The following is a 22,783-nucleotide window of genomic DNA, read 5'->3' as shown; positions in this document are numbered from 1 at the left end:
TATAATGTTGATGCAAGACCACAAATCATTGAAAATCAACAAGCCTTGGGGATCTTTTGAGCAGTTAACTGATAATGAGACCACAACAGTCAAAATAATAACTATACTTGCAGGTAATAGAACCAGTCTCCAGTTTCATGAGCACAGATCTGAAAAGTGGTATGTTCTAAACGGAGAAGGGTATGCATTTCTCAAAGACAAACAAAGAATTCAGACAGGAGATGAGATCACCATTCCAATTAAGGCAGTTCATAGGCTAGAGGCAATTACAGATATGAAAATCTTAGAAATATCTTACGGATTATTTCAGGAATCAGACATTAAACGACTAGAAGACGATTATGTAAGATAGACTAACTCCAAACTTTTTCCTTGAATGTCCACTTTTTGTTTAGAATAAAGTTACTAAATGCTGCAATTCCTACTGCCAGAGTAAGAGAAATTGGATATGAGATATCCCATCCATCTACAAGATAGTATACCATCCCAAGCTGAACTAGCGCGCCAATGGAGCTAAACCCTGCAAACTTTCCATACTGAACAAGGGTTCGTTTTGTAGAAAAATCCCTGTCCTCAAACGTCCAATACTTGTTTAGGACAAAGTTACTGGTAATTGAAAATATAATTCCCATTACAGTTGCATGAAGATACCAGATGTTTGCACTGGTTGCAAACAACATTGATGCCAGATAGTTTACACCAAGTCCTGATGCTCCAACCGTAAAGAATCTTGCAGCCTTTGAGAGGAACCTCACAGAGGTTCTTGCTTCATCTTTTCTGACTTTGCGTCCGTACTTGTATAGTTTCCAGACAGATTTGCAATAATCTAAAACAGTTGATGCTCCAAGTTTACTTGAACCGGCTTTTCTGTCAGTAAAAGTATATGGCACTTCTTGTATTTTGGCGCCTTTAGTTTTTACAAGAATCTCAAGCAGCATCTTGTAGCCTATCGCATCAAACTTTAGTCCATCAATGATATTTTTCTTAAAGGCAAAAAACCCAGACATTGGATCATGGGATTCAATTTTCAATCCTTTTTTTGCAATTCCAGTTGCAATCTTGCTCATCAGTTTTCGCTTAAACGGCCAGCCCTGAATGGAGCCTCCCTTGATATACCGTGAAGCAATTACAATATCGCAACTTGTTTGCTTTAGAGTATCAATCATTTTGGGAATTATGTTTGGAGGATGAGAAAAGTCACTGTCCATCACTATGATGGTATTTCCAGAAGCCTCTTGAATGCCATTGAGAATTGCTGAGCTTAGACCTTTCTTTGCATTTCTCTTAATGACGCTAATAGTATGGCTAGTTTTTTCTTTGATGGAATGAAAATAATCCTCGGCAATTTTTGCAGTGTCATCCGGAGAGTTGTCATCTACAACTATGGTTTCTGTCATGAGATCTTTTGGAATATATTTCTGAATGTGCTCTAAAATACCCCAAATGTTCTTTGATTCATTATATGTAGGTAAAATTATTGAAATTTCAGTTTGCTGCAATATGAAAATTCATTGTGAATTGGATTAAAATGTTTAATCTAAAAAAATTTTACTTGTGACTATTGTTTGCCCCATTCACCGGTTCTGATATCAATTGAGAATCCCTCAATGTTCATTCTCATGTTGGTATAGGGATAGATTCTGGTATCAAAGTCATTTGCCTTGCCTTCAAAGACTATTATTGACTGGGTTTCATTGTATGCTTTTACTAGTTTTTCCCCTCTATTTTGGTCAAGCATAAAATGAGCATCTGCAATGACTGTAATTTTTTCAGTGTTGACTGGTCCAAACAGAATCATCGCATAGTCTTTGGGAACATTATCCACTCCAAACACATCATAGAGAATCCAAGAGTATACAGGACTTGCCAAGATTGTACTATTTTCTTCTTGGTTCTCAATTACATATGAGAGTGCTTCAAATTGGTTAAGAGAAATATCGTGAGTAATGACTAGAATAGTACTAGTCAATCCAAACACAACAAGTGATGCTAAAATTATTAGATGAATTGTTTTTGATTGGAGGTATCTGATTTTTTTAGGTATATCAAGCAACCAAATGCTTGCACCAATGCACAGAATAGGAATAATTGGTATCCAATGAAAGTACTGCTTGAATCCAATTAACGACAAGAATGCGACAAATGGAACAAACCATATCAAGACAAACTTGTTTCGTGTGATGGCAGAATATGCAATTCCAGTCATTCCAAGAACAAACAATACAGGATCAATAATCAAAAAAGATCCAATTATTTCCAAGATGCTGTTGCTTCGCTGAGTCTGCCACAACACATCTTTAATCCACAAGTCAAACTGATTCAAGACAATGCTGTTTGCAGGCCACAGCATCGGAATTAACAATACAGGAATTATCCAGACAAGCATGTCAGAGTATTTCCTTCTCTTTTGAAAGACTAACCATATCACTAAAGGAATGAAGACAAATGCTGGAACTTTAGTAAATATTGCAAGGCCTAAAAAAATTCCCGATAACGGCGCAATCCACATTTTGCTTTGCGGCTTTGCAAAATGTATTGCAAGTAGGATAGATGCAAGAAGAAATGGTAAAAGCATTGAATCAAGAAGTATTCTGTTAAAAACCCAAGTGTACGGCATCACTGCAAATAGAGTTGAGGATAGTAATGCTACATTGCAGTTGAACTTTTCTTTTGCAATAAGGTATACAAGAAAAGTGTTCAGTACTGCAATTAGCCCCATGAACAATCTTGGAATTAGATAGAGATTCTGGAGGGATCCAGGTTCAGTGGATGTGTCAGGTGGATAGTTTGTAATTTGTAAAACACCTGCTAAAAGAATCTGACCAAAATACGGATGGTCATAAAGATAACCCTCCTGAGGATTTCCAGTATCAATGGTATTCATTGCACGTCGCATGTAGATTCCCTCATCAAAGAAAACTTCAGGATATCCAACAGGATTTAGAAGATGGATGAAACTTGCAAGAATTAATGGAATTAGAATTACATATTTTTTCTTCATTTTTTCCAAATTTGTGTGAATATGGTCATATTTTAAGAAGAGTAAAAATCATTTCAGAATTTATGATAGTGTTTATAATTTCATAAATAGAAACATTTCTCCAAGCTTGGCCACCCCTGAATGTAATTTTGAAACTTTGGGTCATGAATATATATCACATTTTTTGAAATAGTATTTTTCAGAGATATGAAATTGTGTATCTTTTCAAGTCCAGAAAAAACAAGCAGAGTAAAACGGGTCTAAAGGGATTCGGACCCTTGACAACCGGATTAAGAGTCCGGTGCGCTACCTGGCTGCGCCATAGACCCACCAAAATAAATATGCCCAGAGTTGTTATTAATCTTAAGATTTTAAAATAAATGAAAATTTAGTTTTGGGTTTTTGCTTCAATTTCGTTGTACTTTTCAATAATTGCTGTAAGTGCAGTTGAAACTGGAACATCGTTCATCTTTTTCTTTTCGGCAAGAAGTTTTTGGTATGCATCTAGTGTGATGTAAACTGGAATTGAACCATTTCCTTCTAGTAAACCTCTAACGTTGTAAAGAGCAGTTTCCATTCCTTTCTCAGCAGATTTTGCAAATTTTGCTTTATCCAAGATTGCCCCTAGTGGACCAAATGGCATATCATAATCTACTGACATGGTTACTCTGGTGAGATTATTTCCTAGTGCCTTGAATTCATTTGTGATTTGCCATTTCTTGAATGGACCTTCAATTTGTTTTGCTGTGATCTTTTCGTTTCTGATGAATTCAGTTGTCTCACAATCCCACTCTAGACGTTTACCGCTAAAGTCACCGATAATTCTAAAGGTTGTACCAACACCCATTCCTTCTTTGATATCCATAGGAACTACTGTCATGCCTACTGTGTCATTTTTGATTTGGTCAGAGACGTGTTCTGGTCTTGCAAAGTAGGTAAAAACATTCTCCACAGGTGTTTTAATATCGATTGATTTTGTAACGAGGGTCAACGATTGGGTTTCTTGCCAATAAGGATTTAAAGGTTTTGAAGATTTCCGCGTAATAATTGATTTACAATATATTCATGTAAAATAGTATAATCTTTGAATGGCTAAAAAGCGATCAGTTTTTCTGATCTTGATTTTGATATTTTCATCAGTTGCAGTTTTTGATGAAGCATATGCTCATTCGATGTTTAATTCTGCAGAGCAATTTGAGGCAGGATACAGAGTACAGGTTGCCACATCACCGGAATTTCCACAAATTGGGAAACCATCTCAATTTTTGGTAAAAGTAACTGAAGGATTTGACTATAAGGAAGTTGATAGGTTTACAATAGGAATTCGAATTTTCTTTAATGGCCAACAAGTAGATACAATACCTCCAAAATCCATTGAAGGCTCTCATTGGGATTTTGATTATGTTTGGAGACAGCAAGGAAATCACATTGTAAAGATTGACTTGTATGATGTGGGTGGAGAAGAAGGCATCGTAACTTATACTTTTAACATGGGGACTCAGAGCCCATTTGGAGTAATTTTCTTTAGCGCAATAATTGTGGGTGCTCTAGTTTTCACAGGAACAATGATCTATATTTACTTGCCAAAAATTTTCAAAAAATCTAAACTGTAGATTTTACAGTCATCCTAGAAATTCTAAATGCAAACAAGGTAGTCAGCAACACCATTGAAAACAACAGTATTCCAACTCCAAGGTGAATCGCAACTAGGACAGCATGAAGTTTCATATCAATTACAAGCGCACCTAATGTGATTTGTGTAATTACCAATGCAGATGCAAATGTACTAGTGAACTTGATCTTTTTATCAGCATTTTTATTTAGCCAGCTTGCAATCATTGTTGCAGCAACTAAGCTTGCAGTGGTAGCAGCAACAAATCTATGAATCCATTCAATAAGATACTCTTCAGAAGGCAGGACACCATCAGGACACAAAGGCCATTCAGGACAAGTCAGCCCAAGTCCAGCAGCTGAAACATATCCTCCAACAAACATTAGAGAATACAAAACAATCATTGTCGCTAGTGCAAGATATTGAATTGCCAAAATTATTCTACTATGAAACTACCTTGCATGCCCTGCAATGCATGGCCTGGAACAGTACAGATGTAATAGTAAGTTCCCGGCGCACCAGCAGTAAATGTAACACTGCCACCTTCACCTGGTTTTAATGGGTTTGATGCTGCTGCAATTGCTGAATTCATCACTATACTGTTAAAGTCTTCAGGATTTGAAACAACTCCAAATGCGTGAAATGATTTTCCTAGATTATTAGCCGTAATAGTCACTTCATCGCCAGAATTTACTTTAATTTCTGGATTATGTCCATCCTCTCCGGGTAATGCGTTAAATGCCAAAGTCCTAAAGTCACTGGATTCTACAAAGTCCAAAGTAAAATCATGAGACACACCGGTTGGTGGTGCTGCAGCTTTTGAGCCACCACCTTGTGAAGGACCAACGATGATCTCTCCTACCATTCCTTGTTCTCTATGACCTGGAACTGTACAGATGTAATAGTAAGTTCCCTCCTCACCTGCGATAAATTCTGCAGTTCCGTCCTCTCCTGGCTTTAATGGCTTTGATGCTGATCCTACCTCACTGCCAGGAACTATTCCACCAAAGCCTTCGGTATCTTTTGTTACACCAAGAGCATGAAATGATTTACCATCATTGACAACGTTAAACACAACTTTATCTCCAACATTCATGTTAATTGTTGGATTGTTATCAGGCTCTCCAGGTAATGCATTAAAGGCCAAAGTCCTAAAGTCAGAGGACTCTATAAACGAAAGATCCTGTGTAATTGTTTTTCCTGTTTGCGCTGCAGGTGCTAAATCGTCTGCTTTTCCTGCCATCATCGCAACAACTGGGGCTGGGGATGAAATCCAATAGTCCCACATTGAAAAGAAGATAACTCCGCCTACAATACAAATTCCTAACATGATTATCATCATTTTTCCAGTTCTAGCTGAAGTTGTCCTGTAAATTGTTTGGTTATTCTCGTGACTCATTTCATTTATCTCCTAGTGTGATGGGTTCTTTGCCTCAAATGGATAGTAGTACTTGCCACCTACGCCGAATGGATCTTCGGTATTTGCAAGTTTTCCTTTTCCAGAACTGTAAATCATGTTTGCCAAGAAGACTACCATGCTGACACCAATAATCATGGCACCAACAGTTGCAATCTGGTTCATAGCAATCCATTCTGGAATTGGAGGATAATCGAAAATTCTTCTTGGCATTCCATACAAGCCAAGTACGTGTTGTGTAAAGAATACCATTACAGTTCCAATGAATGACATGACAAAGTGGACTTTGCCCATTGATTCATTGTACATTCTTCCTGTAACATATGGGAACATGTAGTAGAGGAAACCAATTGAACCAAATGCAATGGTACCCATCACAAAGAGATGAAAGTGGCCAACTACCCAGTATGAGTCATGTGTTTGGAAATCCAATGGCATGGCAGCATTTGCCACACCGCCTGCACCTGCAGAGAAGAACAATGCAATTCCTCCAACTGCCCACATCATTGGTGTTGCAAATTTGATTCTACCATTCCACATTGTTGCTAAAAAGTTAAAGACATGTAAAGCAGATGCTGGAACTGCTGCAAGGGTTCCTACCATAAAGACCGTTTTTTCAGTAAATGACATGCCAGTTGCGTACATGTGGTGTGCCCATGATGAAAATCCTACAATAGACAATAGTACAAATGCAAAGATTCCAGAGTTGTAGCTGTGAATTGGTTTTCTTGAAAATCTTGGGATGATTTCATACATCATTCCAATTGCAGGAATGACTAGTACGTATACCTCTGGATGGAACGTAAACCAGAACAAGTGAGCATATGCAATTGGATCTCCTCCCATTGCAGGATTGAAGAATCCACTAACGCCAAGTCTGTCAGTAAGTAACATTAAGAGTGCCGCAGCAAATGTTGGAATTGCAACGAGAATAATCAAAGAGGATGACAAAAATGACCATGCCAAAAGTGGAACTTGTCCAATTGACATGTCTGGATGTTTACATTTGAGAATTGTGACGATAAAGTTGATGGCACCAAGCACTGATGAGATACCCAAGATCTTTAATCCAAATATCCACATGTCAGCGGCTGGACCTGGAGCACTGATGATTGAATATGGTGGTGTTGCATACCATGTAAAGTCTGCAAAGCCCAACCAGATGAGTGCACCAGCTGGTGGAATCATCCAGAATGCAATTGCGTTGAGTTTCGGATATGCCATGTCTTTGTATCTAACCATAAGTGGAACAAAGTAATTACCAACTGAAGATGCAAATGGCAAGATAAACAAAAAGATCAATGTGGTACCGTGAACAGTAAAGATTCTGTTAAAGGTCATTGCATCCCCAATAATCTGTGCACCGGGTAAGAATAACTCTGCTCTAATTGCAAGAGCTAATGCGCCACCTAAGAACAAAAATCCTAATGATGTAATTAGGTAAAGTAAACCCACATCAGTGTGATGGGTTGAAAACATTATTTGCCAAATTGGACGTGGCTTTTGTAGTTCCAGAACCATTAGTTAATTCCTCCAGATAGTTGTGATAAAAGCGTTATCAAGATGATGGTTCCTCCACATATAATTTGCCTCGCATGTTATAGTGAATTAATCCACAGTATTCTCTGCATTGAATATCATGTTCTCCAACATCAGTTGGTGCAAACCATACAGTATTAACTCTGCCAGGAATTGCATCCATCAAAACAACATAATCATGAATGTTAAAAGAATGATTGACATCTTTGGATTCTATCTCAAACTTGTATGCCTTGCCTTTTTCAACATGTAATTCACCTATTTCTTTGGTACCATCTTCATGCTCAAAAGTCCAGAACCATTGCTGTCCCATTACTTTGATAACTTCGGCATCTGCAGGAACATGGTCAACAAGTCTTTCTGCCTCCCAAGCTTCTGCACCTACCCAAACCATTAACGCAATTACAACACCAACGTAGATCCATTCAGGCCAGTTAGAATGTCCACTCAATTTTACCAGTCCGTCCCCTCATATGGAGTTGGTTTTGCATTTGGATGAGATTCTCTAAATCTCCAACATTGCCAAATAATAGTGCCAGATACTACAGCTCCGACTACAAATGCTATAGTCATCATTTTAAAAAACAAGTTCCAGATAATCACTCTACGATCGAGGTATTCTCCAGGTTCATCACCTGCAGCAAATGCTGACTGTACAGCTGGAATTACCACTATAACTGCCAATACCAAGAATAATCCGACCAATTTCTTCATTAGCGATTGAATGACGTGGCCAATAATTTCTATTTAAGGGTTTTCAAGATTACTAGATATCAACGCAGATCGAAACGAGATGGATGCATTACATTAAGTCCTGATAAAGAAAACTTTCGATCTTTTTCTCTAAAGAGATTCAGAGACGCATTTTCTATAATTAACTCAAATAGATTGGTAGGAGACAGATCAACTATGGTAGACAGCATTGCTTTGATGGGATCCATGTGGGTTACAAGAACTACATTTTCATCTGGATGTTTTTCAATGACATGATCAACTATTCCCAAAACACGTTTTTTTACCTCAGAGAAAGTTTCCACTCCATTGTGAGCTATTTCCAATTCACCGTTGTAAAATTTCATAAAGACATTTCCATGATTGGTAAAAATTTCATCATATGGAACGCCAGTAAATTTTCCCATATCAAGCTCAATTAGACGATCATCGATGGTTACATCAAGGGAGTTATGTTTTCCAACAATTTCTGCAGTATGTTTTGCTCTTTGAATTGGACTGGAATAAATTGCAGAGACATTCATGTGTTCAAGTAGTTGGGCAGTATGTTCTGCTTGCTTTATTCCAACATCAGTTAGTGGAACGCCTTCTATTCTGCCTGCTAAAATTCTCTCAGTGTTGTTTTTTGCCTGACCGTGTCTTAGGAAAATAATATGCCCCAACTTGATCGGAATTCAAATAAAGATAATAATAAGATTATCAGATGAATAATCATGAAGGTAGGAATTATTGGTGGAACTGGTGGCATGGGCAAAGGTTTTGCTCTAAGATGGTCACAAAATCATGATGTAATAGTTGGCTCCAGAGACGCTGCAAGAGCTGCAGAATCTGCAGTTGAATATACGAATCTTGCAAAAGAAGCATTTGGTGAAATTAAAGGATCAATTTCTGGAAACGATAATGTTTCAGTTGCAAAAGAGAGCGACGTTCTGATTTTATCAATTCCTTATGAGAATATTGATTCTGTATGTTCTGAAATTTTATCAAAAGTCAAAGACAGTTGTGTTGTAGTATCTCCAATTGTTCCAATGACAAAGACTGATGTTGGATTTGAGTGCGTTTCAATTAAAGAGAATAAACCGTTTTCATACAAACTTGTTTTGAATCATATGAAAAATAAATCAAAATTGGTGTCAGCATTCCATGTGATTTCTGAGAAAAAATTAGTAAATCCTACTCTGGAACTTGATTATGACATATTTGTTTGTGGAGATGATGATGATTCAGTCCAAGTTGTTAATACTTTGATTGATGAGATCAAAGGTCTAAGATCAATTTACTTGGGTCCAATTGAATTGTCATATCTTGCAGAAATGTCTACACCATTGCTACTTAATGCAATGATTAGAAACAAGATAAAGAATCCAGGCATCAAAATCATCTAAGGTTATTTTCATTAATCATGAGTCACGAATACTATAGACGTGGTAGAAATTGGTTTACTGCAATTGGAGTTTTGTTTTGTGTGATGGGCGGAATTGTTCTAATTCAGCAGTTATTGATTTGGGGACCAGAATTTGTGGAGGAATTTTTGGTAAATGCAGAATTTACCAATGAGAAAGTTTCTGCTGCAATGATAGGCTTTGGGATTTTTATGATAGTGTTGGGATTTAGAAAGAATGGGCAAAAGAGATGAATTTCTAAGATCTCAGAAAATTTTACGATTATCAACTATTGGTAAAAACAAAATACCACACATTGTTCCTGTTTGGTACAGATATGGTGGAAAAAAACTCTACATTGGAACAAACACTAAAACTCTAAAGGCAAAAAATGCAAAAAGAAACAAACATGTTGCTTTTTGTGTAGATGTAGGAGTAAAGTCACCTGATATTTATGGAGTAATGGGGCAAGGGGATGCCAATTTGATTTTAGAGGAAAACAAAGTAAAAGCAATTGCAAAAAAAATTCTTTTACGATACTTTGATACACTGGAGAACAAATCTGCAAAAGAATTACTAGATGATACTGACTGCATTATAGAGATAATCCCAAAAAAGTTTTCAGTTTGGAGTTACTGACTAACAAAGTCTTGGATTTTGTTCATTGCAGAATCTAGAACTTCAAGACTAGGAAGGTATACTAGTCTAAAATGTCCGCTGCCATATTTTTCTCCAAATCCTGAACCGTGAACGGTAAGAACGCCTTTAGTCTCCAAGAGTTTTGTTACAAATTCTTTGTCTGTTCCAAATCTATTGTCTTCAATCTTTGGGAATGCATAAAATGCACCCTTTGGATTAGGACAAGAAAGACCAGGCATCTCATTGAGACGTTTTACAACCAAGTCTCTGCGTTTTTTGATTTCAGAGACAAAGTCATTAATGTAATTTTGAGGACCGCGAAGTGATTCCAAAGCTGCATGTTGTACTGGGAGACTAGTTGCAATTCTCACTCTAGCTAATTTTGGAAGATGCTCTCGTAATGATTCTAGTTGAGGTGATTGATTAAATGCAATGTATCCAATTCTCCATCCAGACATTAGATGGACTTTGGAGAATCCGTTAAGAATGATTACAGGAGAGTCTCCTGCAACTTTGCCAATTCCAACGAATTTATCATCAAAAATTATTTGATCATAAATTTCATCACAAATTATGTAGAGATTGTTTTGATTTGCAATATTTACTAGTTCTCTTAGAGATTTTTCATTGAATACAACTCCAGTAGGATTATTGGGGCTGATCAAACAAATGGCTACAGTCTTTGATGTAATTTTGGATTTTATATCATCAATATCAGGAGTTGAGTTTTCCAAGTCTACTGCAAATTCTACAGGAATTCCACCATGGAGTCTTACATAGGAGGCATATGGTGGATAGTACGGTCCAGGCAATAGTACTTCATCGCCTTCTTCTACAATTGAGGAGATCACCATGTCTAGTCCTTCTGAGACACCATTTGTAACTAGAATCTCATCAGCGCCAATTGAGAGTCCTTTGGCATTTTCTTTTTTTGCAATTTCTTCTCTTAATTCAAAGAGTCCTTCAGATGATGAATAGAAATTTTCGCCTCTGTTAATTGCATCAATCAAAGCTTGTTTTACATTATCAGGCGGTTGAAAGCCAAACTGTACAGGATCACCAATGTTCAGATAATCAACTTGCATTCCTTTTTGTTGTACTTTGCGTGCAGCAACTACAATATCTCTAATTGCATACTCTACACCTACAACTTTTTTTGATACTTTCATAAATATATCAGATATTTAGGCTTGGTGAACTATCTATATATCTAGAGATATTAGGTGCTTCCTGCTTTAACAACTGAGTTTACAATCTCTGCAGGCGTACATGCCCGCAGTCTTTGTGGCAATATGTCTTCTCACATCAATAAAGTTCAAACCTATGATTCAACTTAGGTGTAGGATTTATAGAATAATAACAATCTCACAATTTTGGACTCGTTGCACAGTCTGGATAGTGCGAGCGGCTTCGAACCGCTAGGTCGAGGGATCGAAGCCCTCCGAGCCCTTTAAATTAATTATTTAAAGGAAAGAACTAAAGTTTTCTGGTAGTAGCAATGCTATACAAAACTACTGACATTAATAATAAAATCAAGCCAATGATCAAAGAACCCATTGCAGTCAATATGGAAGGAAGGGAGAAATTTCCTGTTTCATTAAAATTTGATATGGCATATGTTGCAAATCCTAATCCAATTATTAATAAAATCATTCCAGGGATTCCAAGATATTTTAAAGGATGGTGAATTGCAATGGATTCAAGTAGAGAAGCAACAACACTCATAGAATGAGAAACAGGATCTTTGGTAGAAGTTTTTTCTCCAGTATTATAAATAACAGTGACATTTCTTTCTGTAATTTTTAATCCTTTGTCAACTGCATCAATTAAAATTTCTGAATCAACACCAAACCCATTTGTTGAAAAACTAATAGATTGAATTGCTTTTTTTGAATAAGAGCGAAAACCACTTTGGGTGTCAGAAAAAGGAAGATCAGCTGCTAACTTTGTTATTTTATCTAGCATTTTATTTCCAGCTTTTCGATATGAAGGCATTTCTTTATCATCTGAGAATCTATTTCCAATAACAATGTCATAGTTATTTTCTAAAATGGGTTTGATTAAACTTTCAATTTGTTCTGGTAAAAATTGACCATCTCCATCTATAGTAACTACAACATCAGCGTTAGCATCTCTTGCATATTTGAAAAGAGATTTCATGGCGTATCCTTTTCCCATGTTTTTGTCATGTTTGATTACTATGGCACCTGCATTCTTGGCACTTTCAGAAGTTAAATCAGAGGAACCATCATCGTAAACTATAACTTTATCAACATAATTTAGAGATTTTTTAATTACATCAACAATAGGTTTTTCTTCATTAAACGCAGGTATGCATGCTAACTTCAACATATTAAAAATAAAATATTCATCAGAGTATATCTACATTTTTTTAATAGAATAATGAGTTATTATATACAAAAAAATAATGAAAAAACATGGCTATGAAAAACATCATGTCAGTGGATTTAGAAGACTATTATTGTGATTTGCCGTTCTCAGAATGGCCAAAATATGAAAGTAGAATAATGAGAAATACAGAAATGATTTTAGATTTATTTGAAAAATATGATGTAAAAGCTACTTTTTTTGTGTTGGGATATATTGCTGAAAAGTTTCCTGATTTGGTAAAAAAAATTTCAGAATTAGGACATGAGATAGCAAGTCATAGTTATGCCCACATAGATTTACGAAAAGTTAGTAAAGAACAATTTGAAGAGGACTTTTTAAAATCAATTAATATTTTAGAGAAAATCACTGGAAAAAAAGTTGAAGGTTTTAGGGCACCATTTTTTTCTATCAATAAAAGTAATTATTGGGTTTTTGAGATTTTAAGCAAAAAAATTTCTTATGATTCCAGTATTTTTCCTGTTAGAACTCAGTTGTATGGGATTCCTAACGCACCTAGATTTGTTTACAAACCCTCATTGAAAAATATAGTTAATGAAGATGTAAAGGGGGAATTTATTGAAATTCCAATGGCAACACATCGAATTCCAGTTATAGGAAACATTCCAATTGCAGGAGGATTTTATCTAAGATTTTTTCCATATTGGTACATGAAATTAGGAATTAAAAAAATGAATAAACAAGGAAACCCAGCTATGATATACATACATCCAAAAGATCTTGATCCTGAAATGCCCAGAATTAAGGAATACAATTGGTATTATTATTACAATTTGAAATCAGCATTTAAAAAATTTGAGAAACTATTACAAGATTTCAAATTTGGTACAGTAAAAGACGTATTAGTAATTTAAATGGTCTTCAAAAAAATAATTTTTCTTGATTTTAATTAAAAATAAATTGAATAATCAGTATAGATATTATTTGATGAAAAAACACATTCATAATTGTTATTAATTAAAGAATTTTTTAATATATTGTATGAAAGTGTCATTATTCAAGATAGGATTGGTAATGGTAATTCTTGGGATGATTTGGGTGTCTATAATTTTTAATGAAACTGAAAAAACACATGATTCAATTCTACTAAAACAATTAAATTCAATTGAAGTAAAATTAGAATTTTCAGATAAAGGTATTGGATATTACAAGTTATACATGCCTGAATTTTTAGGAGAAGAGGTATTTGTTCAAGTATTAGATACTAATGATAATGTAATACAAGAAAAGAAAGTTCATACAAAAATGTCAGTAGAGTATTTTGATTTTAGTGAAAATGGCATACATACGGTAAAAGTTACAAATATCTCAAAAAATCCAATTGATTTGCAAATAGAATTTGGCAATACAAATTCTCAAAAAATGTTACTGCCAGGAATTATGATACTTGTTGGATCTTTAGGATTAATGATAACATCATATATGAAAATTAAAAATTATAAAATAGAACAGCCTGAAGAAAATATCTCATAGATTTGAATACATTGAATGGTGTGTCCAAAAATTAGCACTATGTTAAAGATTAGCCAAGTTGTAAAAAACAAGAATGCAATAATTGCGAATGGAAGGAATGCTTTGAGTTTTGTGTGTTCTCTGTTTTTTAATATCAAAACTCCCCCTAATGATGCAAGGACTAATCCTAGTTCTAATGGTTGATGAGACCAAGAAATCAACCCGTCAATTCCAAACACATCATGAGATAAAGAATCACCAAAGCCAGAAATAATCTGAAGAATTGAACCAGCAATAACAAGTTTAATTCCAGTTTTAAGAGAGCCATGTACTGATTTTCTAAGAATTAAGACACAGCCCATAATTGCAGCGCATGTAGTCATAGAGACACCTGTGTATACCACAATATGAGATGGACTCCAGAAAAATTCAGGTTCTTTTTGAAGATGAGATACAGCATCCCAAAATCCTGCAGAAACTACCACAACAGGACCAATTACTGCAAGAATTGAAACAAATGAAATAATAGTACTAGATTTTGTAAGCGACGAATTGGATAATCTTTGAATTAATTTCATTTTATTCCTTCAATGAATTTGGGTTATTTGTAATATTGTAATACTGTTAATTAGAAAAATTCAACATTATGGGTAATTTTGTGAATTAACTATATTAGATGAAAGAATTAACAATTTGTATGAGTCCTGGAATTGGGTTAATGAAGAGAAGACTTGAGAAAGAAAAAGATGCAATTGCTTTGGCAACATCAGGAATTGCAAAAAAATATGATGTAAAACCAGAAAATATTCAAACATTAGAGACAAAATATCATGATGATACTGGAGATTGGTACGTTGCATTAGGATGGGATGGGGAAAAAGCAATCATTCAAATGGATTCAGTTTTAGCAACAATTACAGAAATTAAAGAAATCTAAGTAGTAAAAATATTCTAATTAAATCAAAATTTCAGCAGAAAACAGAGATACTAGTCATCGTATTCATCATCGTTTTCATCATGTTTATTTTTGGATTTCTTTTCTTTCTTTAGTTCTTTGTATTGTTTTTTAAGATCTTTTTCTTGTTCTTTAAAGTCATTCTTTAATTCTTTTTTTGCAATTTTATACTCAAATTTTAATTCTTTAATCTCATTTTTGATCACTTTTTTTGGAGAGATTTCAGTATCACCATCACATTTTCCAAGCTCATCTCCATGTTTGAGATGTGCAGATACTGCATTTTCAGAGACTGAAAGAGTGTTCTTACCTTTGTGGCATACAATTACTTTATCATTATTGTTATCATCTTTATCATCATCAGTTGAAGTTCCATTAGCAATAATATCTTCAAGTTCGGCATTTCTCAATGCAAGTGCACTGTTCTCTTCTTGTAGCGTTGTAATTTCATTTTCCAAGTTTAGAATTTTATCTAATAATGATTGAATTTGTGCTAAGAGTTGTTCAATAATAGTATCATCATCTGGTGCTGCAACAACAGTAACTGTTACATTAGCTGAATTACTTGTTTTATCACCATCTGAGGCCATATATGAGAAGCTTGTCTCACCTACAAAGTCATTTTGTGGAGTAAATAGAATCTTTGAATCAGCTAGTTCAACTGTACCTTTTGTAACTGTGGGATCAACTACTAGAATGATGCTCAGTGAATCATCTTCTACATCAGAATCATTTTCAAGGACATCAATACTAGTTTGGACGTTTTGTTGGGTTTGTGCTATATCATCTTGAGCTATTGGTGCATCATTTACGGGGATGACTGAAATTGTTACAGTTGCATTGTTACTGTTATGAGTTCCATTGTTTGCAACATAAGTAAAAGAATCAACGGATGCAAAGTTTGAGTTTGGTTGATAGGTAAATGTTCCATTAGAATTAAGATTTAAAGTTCCAAAATCAGTAGTGGTTTTAATAATTGCTAAAAATGTTGCACTATCAGTATTGGTATCATTAGTTAAAACTCCTAGTGAATTAACAGTTAGTATAGTATCCTCATTAACAGAATAGAAGTCATCTTCTGCTATTGGTCCTACTTGAGCAAAAGCCAACCCCGATGAGAATGTTCCTGAGATTAATACTGCAAACAAGAATAGTCCTGAGAGTTTTTGCATGAATTAAAAATCTCAAAATTACATATAACTAACAGGCAGAAAAGATCAGTAGTAAAGTAAAGTAATGGTTATAAGAAAAGATCTTCAGAATTTTGATTTAACTCGATAAAGAAATTTAATTATCTGGAATCATTTTGAAAATAATATGACTAGTGCCATTATTATTGGAGGTTCAAGAGGGATAGGAAAAGCAATTGCTGAATCATTAAAATCCATAAAAATTGATGTTTTTGCAGCTTCTAAAAAGGATATTGATACTTCAGATTTGAAAAATGTGAAAAGATTTCTAGAAAATCATAATCAAACAGACATTCTAGTTCTAAATACGGGCGGTCCTGCCCCAAAACAATTTTTCGAAATAACTGAAGAAGATTGGAAATTATATCACAATCAATTGTTTTTAGGGTTTTGTTCTATTTTACAAAATATCAAAATCAATGATGGAGGATATATTTTTTTGATTAGTTCAAGCGTAATTAAAGAACCTAATGCAAAACTAATAATTTCTTCTGCATACCGTGCTGCATTTAGCGAGGTTTTGAAAATTTTAAGCAAAGAATATGCTCAAAGAAACATTAGTTGTATAAACATTGCACCAGGTCCAATAAATACAGATAGAACAAAGGAATTGATAGAAAATGTTGAAGAATTTGAAAAATCTTTACCTATGAAGAGATTAGGACATCCTGAAGAGATTGGAAACTTTGTCAAGGGTATAATTGAAAATAAAGTAAAGTATCTTTCAGGTGTTACGATAAACTTTGATGGAGCAAATTCAAACTATATTTTTTAGGATTATTTTTTAAATTCAACATTTGGTGTTTCAGGCTGACCAGCAATTGTGATTAATCCGCCTTCGCGTAATTGTTGTAGCAATTGCATGACTTCTTTTTCTACTTGATTTCTTTGTAGTCCTGTTTGTTGTGCAAACACTTCAACTAGTTCTGTTACTTTACGTTGGCCATTACAAGATTTCCAAAAATCAACGATTGCTTGATTTACCATAAATCCTTGTTCATGTTCGTTTGCCAATACCATTGAGCCATCTTCTTGTTGTACTAGCTTCCCTACACCTTGTGGTAATGCAGTTTCATAGTTAATTGGAGCTGGGGTATTCATAGCAGCACCCATATTTTTTAATTTCATTTTTCCTTCATCAGTCATTTTATCCATTGACCATGCAGGCTCCCATACAATGTCTATTTTGACATTATTTACTCCTGGGACTTTTTTGGCATATCTAGTTGCATCTTGAACTAGAGTTTCATGTAGTGGGCAGCCTTGTGTAGTCATTGTCATTTTGATATTAACATCATTATTTTCTGCAACATCAATTCCATAGATTAACCCCATCTCTACAATGTTAAGAGGGACTTCTGGATCCATGCATTGCTTTAAAGATTCTTCAATTGCCTGGGCAGAAACAGTACTCATATTGTAGAATGGACTTTGAAAAACAATAAAAACTTTCTATTAATTAGCTTGAAATAATTTTGGAATAGACTCCCCATAAGGGGCCTTAGCCACACCTTTTTCTGTAATAATTCCTGATACTAATTCAGGTGGAGTCATATCAAATGCTGGATTAATGACGTTGGTATCATCAGGTGCCGTCTTTTTATCACCAATTCCTGTAACTTCACTTCCTTTTCGCATTTCAATAATTACATCCTCTGCTTTTGTTTCTAAATCTATGGTAGATAACGGTGCTGCAACATAGAAAGGAATTCCGTGTTGTTTGGCCATTGTTGCTACCTGATACGTTCCAATTTTATTAAAGACATGACCTGTCTTTACAATTCGGTCTGCACCTACAACAACTTTGTTCACCAATCCATTTGCCATAGAATATCCTACTGCAGTATCTGGAATTAAACTAACATCAAATCCATCATGTTTTAATTCAAATACTGTTAATCTTGAACCTTGTTGAATAGGTCTAGTCTCAGTTGCTATTACTTTGACATTTTTTCCACTTTCTCTAGTTGCTCTAATTACACCTAAAGCTGTACCATAGGCAACAGTAGCTAGAGCACCAGCATTACAATGGGTCATAATAGTATCATTATCATCAAATAGAACTGAGCCGTTTTTTCCCATAGCTTTGTTAATTTCAATGTCTTCTTCTGCCATTTTTTTAGCTTCTGAAATCACTAGTTCTTTAATTTGTTCAACTGTATCTCCAGACTTTGCAACATTCATAATTTTTTCTAATCCCCAGCCTAAGTTTATCGCAGTAGGTCTAGTTGCAAAAAGAATTTTTCTTGCATTTTCCAAATCGGATAATAATTCGTCTTTAATAGTAGCATGACTTTGCAATACTGCTAGTGCTAAACCAAAAGCACCAGAAACACCAATTGCTGGAGCTCCTCTAACTACCAAAGTTTTGATGGCATTAGCAACTTGATTAAAATCATCATATTCTACAAAAACGAGTTCAGTAGGTAATTTAGTTTGATCAACCATTACAACCTTATTATTTTTCCACTCTACTGTTCTAAGAGATGAATCAATTATAGTGTCATTCATGATCATCTCAAAATCAAGCTTTTTAAAAATCAATTGCAAAGACACAACCTGATTTTACTAGTCCACATTAATTTCAAAGTTCATTGAAGATAGAATATTTTTCATGTGCAAACTTTGCAATATTATAATACCTCTAGGAATTTAGAAAATATGTATAAACTAGATTTCTCCAAAATCAAATCCATTTATGTGATTTTGGTCATTTTGGAATGACTCAGTTGAAATGTATGGCTGTTTATGTGTGGAATCAGTGAATTTAGGAATGTATGACAGGTTTTGATTCATGGTTGGTTTTTGTTGGTATGATGCAGATTAATCATTAATTGGTTGATTTGGGCGTAAATTGAGTATGAATTAGTTATAAGTGATTTTTGATTTTAGCTTTAGTTTGGTTTTGTGGTGGTTTTTAACTAAAAAAATATTATTTAAAATTGTGCCTATATAAAATAATGATAGAATGTTTGGCGTATTGATGGTTTTGTTTGGTTTTAGACCCATTCAAGATAGAGATTTTATTGTCAACATTTTATCTAGTTAATAGATTGTTTAATCTTCCCACGCTTGAAAAATATGACACTCAGAAAATGTATGCAGTTTATGATAGATGGTCCGAAATTGCACGAGAGTCCTTTGAGTCTGAACAAAACATGGTTAATTTTGATCATATCAATCACATAGTATTTGCAGGAATGGGCGGTTCTGGTACAATTGGCGATATCTTTTCATCTATTCTGTCAAGATCAAAGATTCATGTGAATGTTGTTAAGGGATATGTTTTACCTAAAACAGCTGATTCAAACACTTTGGTGGTATCAATTAGCGTCTCAGGGAATACTGCTGAGACTTTGTCTGTTTTGGAGTCTGCTCAAAAAATAAATTGTAAAACTATTGCTTTTTCTTCAGGTGGTAGAATATTAGATTTTTGTACAAAAAATAAAATCCAGCACAGAGTTGTTCCTCAAATTCACTCTCCTCGTGCTTCATTTGTTAGTTATTTGTATAGCATATTAAAAGTGCTACATGTCACTCTTGGAATTAAACAGGAGGATATTTTAGAATCAATAGAAGAGTTAGAAAAAATCGGTACAAGAATTAATTCATCAAATCTAACAGATAGTAACATGTCACTTAATTTAGCAAAGTGGATTACAGGCATTCCCATGATTTACTATCCTTTTGGATTGCAATCAACTGGTATCAGGTTTAAGAACTCACTTAATGAAAATGCCAAAATACATGCATCTGCAGAAGACGTAATTGAGGCATGTCATAATGGAGTTGTGTCTTGGGAGAAAAAATCAAACTTTCAACCTATTTTGATTGAGGGTCAAGATGATCATATTAAAACCAAAGAGAGATGGCAAATTCTAAAAAAATTATTGCAGCAAAATGATATTGAGTACAAGGAAATTATTTCAATAAAAGGGGGGATTTTATCAAAATTGGTAAATCTCATTTACTTGTTGGACTACACAACAATTTACCTTGCAATAAAATTGAATACAGATCCAACTCCTGTAAAATCAATTGATTTTATTAAAAAAAACTTAAAGATTGAAAAAATATAGATATGTTATTTATTGTAAATTTAATTAAAAAATTGATTAATTGTGGATTTTAATCCAGTCTCAATGTCAATTTTGGGTTCGAATTTTAAGAGTTTTTTTGCTTTTCTGTTATCAGCCCAAATACAATTTTCATCAGGTATTTCTAAACTATATTTTGCAGTAATTTTTGTTTTAGAAATTTTTTCAATAAATGAAATCAATTCATTTATTGAATATCGTTTTCCAGAAGAAACATTAAAAATATTAAATCCATCACGTTTGTAATTAATTGTTTTTAGGATACAATCAATCGCATCATCGATATAAAGCATATCACGTTGTTGTTTTCCTTGATTATAGCAAACAGGAACTATGGTTTTTTCTTTTATCGATTTAATGATCTTAGATAGAAATCCATTGTTTTTACTTGGACCATAAATGTCTGCAAGACGTAAAATTGTAATATTAACTCCATACATTTTTGAAAAATATTCATACATTTGTTCAGTGATCATTTTTATAACACCATATGTCGTTTTTGGTTTTAATGGATCATTTTCTTTTGATGGTTGTTGCAAATTTTCTCCATATACATTAATAGTGGAAATTAAAATTATTTGGCTTGTTTTTTTTCCAATACAAGAATCTAGTAAATTTAATCCTCCAAGTATATTTGTGTTGATATAATCAGATTCATTTGCAGTCAGTTGTCCAGATAGATTAATTATTGTTTCATTTTCACGTATTTCATTGAAAAAAGAATCTTTTTTCAAAATATTTCCCTTGAATTTTTCAGCATTAGTTTGTAAATTGGAATTATGAATCATTATTTTCACAGAATTTTTTTTTTCTAGTTGTTGCAGTAAGGATTTTCCAATGAATCCAGTTCCTCCCAAAAGTAAAATATTTGTCATCTAAATTGATTCCAAATTATGTCATTATTAAGAATAGATCTGACTACATGTTTTGATACGGATTTATTGCAAGGTTTTACCTAAGAATAATTTTGGATTATCCACATATTTTCTTTCTCTTTAGAAATTTTTTTTTCTTCTTCGGTGATTAGAATTTCTTGTAGTTTTTCACCTTGTCTAGGACCAATAATTTTATGATTTTTAGAAATTTTTGATGCTAAATCTGTAATTGTATATAATTCCATTTTTGGAACAAAAATTTCCCCCTTATTTACCTGTAGCATACATTGTAAAATAAAACTTACGGCTTCATCCATGTGGAAGAAATATCTTTTCATTTTAGGATCTGTAATTGTTAATGGTTGTTTATTTTCAATTTGTTCATTCCAAACTTCAAAAACATTTCCTCTAGTTTCAATGATATTTCCTAGTCTTATTGTTGCAAATTTAGTTGAATGAATATGAGGTCCTGCCCAATTTGTTAATCTTTCACCCAGTTGTTTTGTTGCTCCATATAGAGTAGAAGATTCAGCCACTTTATCGGTACTGATATTGATAAAAATTTTTGGTTTATTTTTGATGATAGATTTTATTAGATTTATAGTACCATTGACATTTACATCAATTGTTTCAATTGGATTGTATTCAGTAATTTCAATATTTTTTAATGCTGCAGTATGAATAATAATATCAGATCCTAACACTGCCAACTCAATTCGATCTTTGTTTAGAATATCACCAAAGAGTGGTTCTATTCGTGAATCATCTAAAGAATGACTAAGTTTGAATAAAGCATGTTCGTTGATATCAAAAACTCGAATTGATTTAATAGGATAATCCAATAAAGTCTTTGTCAATGAAGAACCAATACTTCCTGCACCACCAGTAATCAGAATTATTTTATTTTTGAATAATTTTTTTAATTTAAGTGTATTATTTTTGTTGTGTTTTTTCAATTTTTAAACCCACTTTTATATTTCAAAATATTTGCACAACTCGTTTACCCAAGTTCTAAATAAGTCTTCTTTTCAAACTATTCTTTTAAAATTTTCATTTTTTAAACACACACATGATGCCTAAAAAGTTATACCATATTAAATGAAAATGTTCAAATTGGCTCTGTAGAAATCATCAAAATTTAACAAACTTGCAGATCAAATTCTACGGATAGATCTAAAGCTGACAACACTCCAAATTCACACTATGAAGCCATTCAGATAATCAAAAGAGCAAGAGTACTACCATACTGTATACACGTGATTGGAATGTTTGTGAAGGTATGCTGCAAAGAATCTTGAAATCATTTATGATTCATGCCAGAATCAAAAAGATGTTTGCAGGAATTGATGCAATAGGATTTGTTCATACACAAGTATCATACTATTACACAAAACGTGCTAAACTACGAAGGAAATTCATCAAAATGTCAGCCATTCAAATTAATTCAGCATAATTAATATAAAAAAAATTAAGATTATGAAGACATGTAACAAAAAAATTGATT

At 33.7% G+C, this 22,783-nt stretch carries 28 protein-coding genes and 2 tRNA genes; 12 read left to right on the top strand and 18 right to left on the bottom strand.

The genetic code is table 11. The features are described from left to right. Positions 1–4 precede the first annotated feature (4 nt). Positions 5–352 carry a phosphomannose isomerase type II C-terminal cupin domain gene (locus tag C5F50_RS01095; protein ID WP_179371896.1) on the top strand — a complete coding sequence of 116 codons (348 nt, stop codon included), beginning with the start codon at positions 5–7 and terminating at the stop codon, positions 350–352. Between the two features lies 1 nt (position 353). Here the strand turns inward: C5F50_RS01095 and C5F50_RS01090 are convergent, their stop codons facing one another. The 4 genes from C5F50_RS01090 to C5F50_RS01075 form a co-directional block, all read right to left on the bottom strand. Further along, positions 354–1,499, bottom strand: a complete 1,146-nt coding sequence (locus C5F50_RS01090) for a glycosyltransferase (protein ID WP_179371895.1) — start codon at positions 1,497–1,499, stop codon at positions 354–356. 59 nt (positions 1,500–1,558) lie between these two features. Continuing rightward, positions 1,559–3,001: an ArnT family glycosyltransferase gene (locus C5F50_RS01085; protein WP_179371894.1), complete on the bottom strand. Its 1,443-nt coding sequence runs from the start codon at positions 2,999–3,001 to the stop codon at positions 1,559–1,561. 234 nt (positions 3,002–3,235) lie between these two features. Continuing rightward, positions 3,236–3,309 (bottom strand) — tRNA-Lys (locus C5F50_RS01080). A 59-nt stretch (positions 3,310–3,368) separates the two neighbouring features. Then, the gene (locus C5F50_RS01075; protein WP_179371893.1) at positions 3,369–3,971 is read right to left on the bottom strand and encodes an SRPBCC family protein; all 603 of its coding nucleotides are present in this window, start codon (positions 3,969–3,971) and stop codon (positions 3,369–3,371) included. Positions 3,972–4,068: 97 nt separating this feature from the next. Between C5F50_RS01075 and C5F50_RS01070 the strand changes: the two genes are divergently transcribed. Further along, positions 4,069–4,593: a hypothetical protein gene (locus C5F50_RS01070; RefSeq protein WP_179371892.1), complete on the top strand. Its 525-nt coding sequence runs from the start codon at positions 4,069–4,071 to the stop codon at positions 4,591–4,593. Here C5F50_RS01070 and C5F50_RS01065 read toward each other — a convergent pair. From C5F50_RS01065 to C5F50_RS01040, 6 genes are read right to left on the bottom strand one after another with little or no spacing between them, the layout of a single operon-like run. After that, positions 4,583–5,026, bottom strand: a complete 444-nt coding sequence (locus tag C5F50_RS01065) for a COX15/CtaA family protein (RefSeq protein WP_179371891.1) — start codon at positions 5,024–5,026, stop codon at positions 4,583–4,585. The genes C5F50_RS01070 and C5F50_RS01065 overlap by 11 nt on opposite strands. Positions 5,027–5,028: 2 nt before the next feature. Then, a complete protein-coding gene (locus C5F50_RS01060; RefSeq protein WP_179371890.1) occupies positions 5,029–5,991 on the bottom strand; it encodes a plastocyanin/azurin family copper-binding protein in 963 nt (320 codons plus the stop codon). Between the two features lie 12 nt (positions 5,992–6,003). Continuing rightward, positions 6,004–7,530 carry a cytochrome c oxidase subunit I gene (locus C5F50_RS01055; RefSeq protein ID WP_179371889.1) on the bottom strand — a complete coding sequence of 509 codons (1,527 nt, stop codon included), beginning with the start codon at positions 7,528–7,530 and terminating at the stop codon, positions 6,004–6,006. 37 nt (positions 7,531–7,567) lie between these two features. Beyond that, the gene (locus C5F50_RS01050) at positions 7,568–7,999 is read right to left on the bottom strand and encodes a cupredoxin domain-containing protein (protein ID WP_179371888.1); all 432 of its coding nucleotides are present in this window, start codon (positions 7,997–7,999) and stop codon (positions 7,568–7,570) included. A 2-nt stretch (positions 8,000–8,001) separates the two neighbouring features. Further along, the gene (locus tag C5F50_RS01045) at positions 8,002–8,262 is read right to left on the bottom strand and encodes a cytochrome c oxidase subunit II (protein ID WP_179371887.1); all 261 of its coding nucleotides are present in this window, start codon (positions 8,260–8,262) and stop codon (positions 8,002–8,004) included. 59 nt (positions 8,263–8,321) lie between these two features. Beyond that, entirely contained in the window at positions 8,322–8,942 is a 621-nt protein-coding gene (locus tag C5F50_RS01040; protein WP_179371886.1) for a histidine phosphatase family protein, read from the bottom strand. A gap of 51 nt (positions 8,943–8,993) precedes the next feature. On the opposite strand from C5F50_RS01040, the gene npdG reads away from it, so the two are divergent. From npdG to C5F50_RS01025, 3 genes are read left to right on the top strand one after another with little or no spacing between them, the layout of a single operon-like run. Further along, a complete protein-coding gene (gene npdG / locus C5F50_RS01035; RefSeq protein WP_179371885.1) occupies positions 8,994–9,665 on the top strand; it encodes an NADPH-dependent F420 reductase in 672 nt (223 codons plus the stop codon). A gap of 17 nt (positions 9,666–9,682) precedes the next feature. Beyond that, a complete protein-coding gene (locus C5F50_RS01030) occupies positions 9,683–9,916 on the top strand; it encodes a hypothetical protein (RefSeq protein WP_179371884.1) in 234 nt (77 codons plus the stop codon). Next, complete coding sequence (locus C5F50_RS01025; protein ID WP_179371883.1) at positions 9,900–10,301, top strand: pyridoxamine 5'-phosphate oxidase family protein; 402 nt, start codon at positions 9,900–9,902, stop codon at positions 10,299–10,301. Before C5F50_RS01030 ends, C5F50_RS01025 begins: the two co-directional genes overlap by 17 nt. Here the strand turns inward: C5F50_RS01025 and C5F50_RS01020 are convergent. After that, positions 10,295–11,470, bottom strand: a complete 1,176-nt coding sequence (locus C5F50_RS01020) for an aminotransferase class I/II-fold pyridoxal phosphate-dependent enzyme (RefSeq protein WP_179371882.1) — start codon at positions 11,468–11,470, stop codon at positions 10,295–10,297. The genes C5F50_RS01025 and C5F50_RS01020 overlap by 7 nt on opposite strands. 206 nt (positions 11,471–11,676) lie before the next feature. On the opposite strand from C5F50_RS01020, the gene C5F50_RS01015 reads away from it, so the two are divergent. After that, positions 11,677–11,751, top strand: a tRNA-Arg gene (locus C5F50_RS01015). Positions 11,752–11,777: 26 nt separating this feature from the next. On the opposite strand, the gene C5F50_RS01010 is transcribed toward C5F50_RS01015, so the two are convergent. Continuing rightward, positions 11,778–12,653, bottom strand: coding sequence for a glycosyltransferase family 2 protein (locus tag C5F50_RS01010; RefSeq protein ID WP_179371881.1), 876 nt, complete (start codon positions 12,651–12,653; stop codon positions 11,778–11,780). A gap of 86 nt (positions 12,654–12,739) precedes the next feature. On the opposite strand from C5F50_RS01010, the gene C5F50_RS01005 reads away from it, so the two are divergent. Then, a complete protein-coding gene (locus C5F50_RS01005; RefSeq protein ID WP_246282090.1) occupies positions 12,740–13,564 on the top strand; it encodes a polysaccharide deacetylase family protein in 825 nt (274 codons plus the stop codon). Between the two features lie 127 nt (positions 13,565–13,691). Then, positions 13,692–14,183 carry a hypothetical protein gene (locus C5F50_RS01000; RefSeq protein WP_179371880.1) on the top strand — a complete coding sequence of 164 codons (492 nt, stop codon included), beginning with the start codon at positions 13,692–13,694 and terminating at the stop codon, positions 14,181–14,183. On the opposite strand, the gene C5F50_RS00995 is transcribed toward C5F50_RS01000, so the two are convergent. Beyond that, positions 14,147–14,740 carry a hypothetical protein gene (locus C5F50_RS00995; protein WP_179371879.1) on the bottom strand — a complete coding sequence of 198 codons (594 nt, stop codon included), beginning with the start codon at positions 14,738–14,740 and terminating at the stop codon, positions 14,147–14,149. The genes C5F50_RS01000 and C5F50_RS00995 overlap by 37 nt on opposite strands. Positions 14,741–14,859: 119 nt before the next feature. Here C5F50_RS00995 and C5F50_RS00990 point away from each other — a divergent pair, with 119 nt between their 5' ends. Then, a complete protein-coding gene (locus tag C5F50_RS00990; RefSeq protein WP_179371878.1) occupies positions 14,860–15,099 on the top strand; it encodes a hypothetical protein in 240 nt (79 codons plus the stop codon). Positions 15,100–15,149: 50 nt separating this feature from the next. Here the strand turns inward: C5F50_RS00990 and C5F50_RS00985 are convergent, their stop codons facing one another. After that, positions 15,150–16,289 (bottom strand): Ig-like domain-containing protein, encoded by a 1,140-nt coding sequence (locus tag C5F50_RS00985; RefSeq protein ID WP_179371877.1) that lies wholly within the window; start codon positions 16,287–16,289, stop codon positions 15,150–15,152. A 145-nt stretch (positions 16,290–16,434) separates the two neighbouring features. Between C5F50_RS00985 and C5F50_RS00980 the strand changes: the two genes are divergently transcribed. Beyond that, on the top strand, positions 16,435–17,082 hold the full coding sequence (locus tag C5F50_RS00980) for an SDR family oxidoreductase (protein WP_179371876.1): 648 nt from the start codon (positions 16,435–16,437) through the stop codon (positions 17,080–17,082). A 2-nt stretch (positions 17,083–17,084) separates the two neighbouring features. On the opposite strand, the gene C5F50_RS00975 is transcribed toward C5F50_RS00980, so the two are convergent. Together C5F50_RS00975 and mtnA are read right to left on the bottom strand one after the other, a co-directional pair. Then, entirely contained in the window at positions 17,085–17,723 is a 639-nt protein-coding gene (locus tag C5F50_RS00975) for a PqqD family peptide modification chaperone (protein WP_179371875.1), read from the bottom strand. Positions 17,724–17,762: 39 nt separating this feature from the next. Next, positions 17,763–18,818 (bottom strand): S-methyl-5-thioribose-1-phosphate isomerase, encoded by a 1,056-nt coding sequence (mtnA, locus tag C5F50_RS00970; RefSeq protein WP_179371874.1) that lies wholly within the window; start codon positions 18,816–18,818, stop codon positions 17,763–17,765. Positions 18,819–19,300: 482 nt separating this feature from the next. Between mtnA and C5F50_RS00965 the strand changes: the two genes are divergently transcribed. Further along, positions 19,301–20,386 (top strand): SIS domain-containing protein, encoded by a 1,086-nt coding sequence (locus tag C5F50_RS00965; protein ID WP_342448755.1) that lies wholly within the window; start codon positions 19,301–19,303, stop codon positions 20,384–20,386. A gap of 20 nt (positions 20,387–20,406) precedes the next feature. On the opposite strand, the gene C5F50_RS00960 is transcribed toward C5F50_RS00965, so the two are convergent. Together C5F50_RS00960 and C5F50_RS00955 are read right to left on the bottom strand one after the other, a co-directional pair. Beyond that, positions 20,407–21,279, bottom strand: a complete 873-nt coding sequence (locus tag C5F50_RS00960) for an NAD-dependent epimerase/dehydratase family protein (protein ID WP_179371873.1) — start codon at positions 21,277–21,279, stop codon at positions 20,407–20,409. A gap of 80 nt (positions 21,280–21,359) precedes the next feature. After that, positions 21,360–22,235, bottom strand: coding sequence for an SDR family NAD(P)-dependent oxidoreductase (locus C5F50_RS00955; RefSeq protein ID WP_179371872.1), 876 nt, complete (start codon positions 22,233–22,235; stop codon positions 21,360–21,362). A 323-nt stretch (positions 22,236–22,558) separates the two neighbouring features. Between C5F50_RS00955 and C5F50_RS00950 the strand changes: the two genes are divergently transcribed. Next, positions 22,559–22,732 carry a hypothetical protein gene (locus C5F50_RS00950; RefSeq protein ID WP_179371871.1) on the top strand — a complete coding sequence of 58 codons (174 nt, stop codon included), beginning with the start codon at positions 22,559–22,561 and terminating at the stop codon, positions 22,730–22,732. Positions 22,733–22,783: the final 51 nt, after the last annotated feature.

The sequence above is a fragment of the Nitrosopumilus ureiphilus genome (assembly GCF_013407185.1).
GTDB classification, from domain to species: domain Archaea; phylum Thermoproteota; class Nitrososphaeria; order Nitrososphaerales; family Nitrosopumilaceae; genus Nitrosopumilus; species Nitrosopumilus ureiphilus.
This window is presented reverse-complemented; position numbering and strand designations above follow the sequence as displayed.

Bases quoted from the DNA above. Each gene is read 5' to 3' on its own strand.
- C5F50_RS01095 (WP_179371896.1), top strand. From the start codon at position 5: ATGTTGATGCAAGACCACAAATCATTGAAAATCAACAAGCCTTGGGGA.
- C5F50_RS01085 (WP_179371894.1), bottom strand. From the start codon at position 3,001: ATGAAGAAAAAATATGTAATTCTAATTCCATTAATTCTTGCAAGTTTC.
- C5F50_RS01070 (WP_179371892.1), top strand. From the start codon at position 4,069: ATGGCTAAAAAGCGATCAGTTTTTCTGATCTTGATTTTGATATTTTCA.
- C5F50_RS01060 (WP_179371890.1), bottom strand. From the start codon at position 5,991: ATGAGTCACGAGAATAACCAAACAATTTACAGGACAACTTCAGCTAGA.
- C5F50_RS01055 (WP_179371889.1), bottom strand. From the start codon at position 7,530: ATGGTTCTGGAACTACAAAAGCCACGTCCAATTTGGCAAATAATGTTT.
- C5F50_RS01045 (WP_179371887.1), bottom strand. From the start codon at position 8,262: ATGAAGAAATTGGTCGGATTATTCTTGGTATTGGCAGTTATAGTGGTA.
- npdG (WP_179371885.1), top strand. From the start codon at position 8,994: ATGAAGGTAGGAATTATTGGTGGAACTGGTGGCATGGGCAAAGGTTTT.
- C5F50_RS01030 (WP_179371884.1), top strand. From the start codon at position 9,683: ATGAGTCACGAATACTATAGACGTGGTAGAAATTGGTTTACTGCAATT.
- C5F50_RS01025 (WP_179371883.1), top strand. From the start codon at position 9,900: ATGGGCAAAAGAGATGAATTTCTAAGATCTCAGAAAATTTTACGATTA.
- C5F50_RS01020 (WP_179371882.1), bottom strand. From the start codon at position 11,470: ATGAAAGTATCAAAAAAAGTTGTAGGTGTAGAGTATGCAATTAGAGAT.
- C5F50_RS01010 (WP_179371881.1), bottom strand. From the start codon at position 12,653: ATGTTGAAGTTAGCATGCATACCTGCGTTTAATGAAGAAAAACCTATT.
- C5F50_RS01005 (WP_246282090.1), top strand. From the start codon at position 12,740: ATGGCTATGAAAAACATCATGTCAGTGGATTTAGAAGACTATTATTGT.
- C5F50_RS01000 (WP_179371880.1), top strand. From the start codon at position 13,692: ATGAAAGTGTCATTATTCAAGATAGGATTGGTAATGGTAATTCTTGGG.
- C5F50_RS00995 (WP_179371879.1), bottom strand. From the start codon at position 14,740: ATGAAATTAATTCAAAGATTATCCAATTCGTCGCTTACAAAATCTAGT.
- C5F50_RS00990 (WP_179371878.1), top strand. From the start codon at position 14,860: ATGAGTCCTGGAATTGGGTTAATGAAGAGAAGACTTGAGAAAGAAAAA.
- C5F50_RS00985 (WP_179371877.1), bottom strand. From the start codon at position 16,289: ATGCAAAAACTCTCAGGACTATTCTTGTTTGCAGTATTAATCTCAGGA.
- C5F50_RS00980 (WP_179371876.1), top strand. From the start codon at position 16,435: ATGACTAGTGCCATTATTATTGGAGGTTCAAGAGGGATAGGAAAAGCA.
- C5F50_RS00975 (WP_179371875.1), bottom strand. From the start codon at position 17,723: ATGAGTACTGTTTCTGCCCAGGCAATTGAAGAATCTTTAAAGCAATGC.
- mtnA (WP_179371874.1), bottom strand. From the start codon at position 18,818: ATGAATGACACTATAATTGATTCATCTCTTAGAACAGTAGAGTGGAAA.
- C5F50_RS00960 (WP_179371873.1), bottom strand. From the start codon at position 21,279: ATGACAAATATTTTACTTTTGGGAGGAACTGGATTCATTGGAAAATCC.
- C5F50_RS00950 (WP_179371871.1), top strand. From the start codon at position 22,559: ATGCTGCAAAGAATCTTGAAATCATTTATGATTCATGCCAGAATCAAA.